The sequence below is a fragment of the Bradyrhizobium sp. USDA3010 genome (assembly GCF_056429065.1).
This window is the reverse complement of sequence record NZ_JBWJZD010000136.1, coordinates 1-687: the sequence shown is the minus strand read 5'-3', so window position 1 is coordinate 687 and position 687 is coordinate 1. Positions and strand designations below refer to the sequence as shown.

Here is a 687-nt window from a genome sequence, read left to right as displayed (position 1 = left end):
GAGCTTCACGGCAACGCCGGGCCCCGACACGGCTCCGGTCGTGACGGCGCCGAACGTGACCGCGGTTCACGGTGAGACGTCGGCGCTCGCCTCGAGCCTGTTCTCGGTCACCGATGCCGAGCACGATACGATCACCCAGTACGCGTTCTGGGACACCCAAGGTAACGGACACTGGGTCGTCAACGGCGTCGTGCAGGCCACCAATGCTGAGATCGATGTTTCGGCGGCGAACCTGTCGCAGGTGAGCTACGTGTTTGGCCCCGGCGGTTCGACGCCCGATACGCTCTGGGTGAAGGCCAATGACGGCAGCATGTGGAGCGCTTGGAAGAGCTTCACGGCAACACCGGGCCCCGACACGGCTCCGGTGGTCACGGCGCCGAACGTGGCCGCAGTTCATGGGCAGACGTCGGCGCTCGCCTCGAGCCTGTTCTCGGTCACCGATGCCGAGCACGATACGATCACCCAGTACGCGTTCTGGGACACCCAAGGTAACGGACACTGGGTCGTCAACGGCGTCGTCCAGGCCACCAACGCCGAGATCGATGTTGCGGCGGCGAACCTGTCGCAGGTCAGCTACGTGTTCGGCCCCGGCGGTTCGACGCCCGATACGCTCTGGGTGAAGGCCAATGACGGCAGCATGTGGAGCGCCTGGAAGAGCTTCACGGCAACACCGGGCCCCGACACGGC

General features: G+C 65.8%; 1 protein-coding gene. It reads left to right on the top strand.

Annotated elements, in window-relative coordinates:
- On the top strand, positions 1 to 687 hold a 687-nt coding region (locus tag AC066Y_RS43295), incomplete at both ends, for a hypothetical protein (protein ID WP_478279144.1).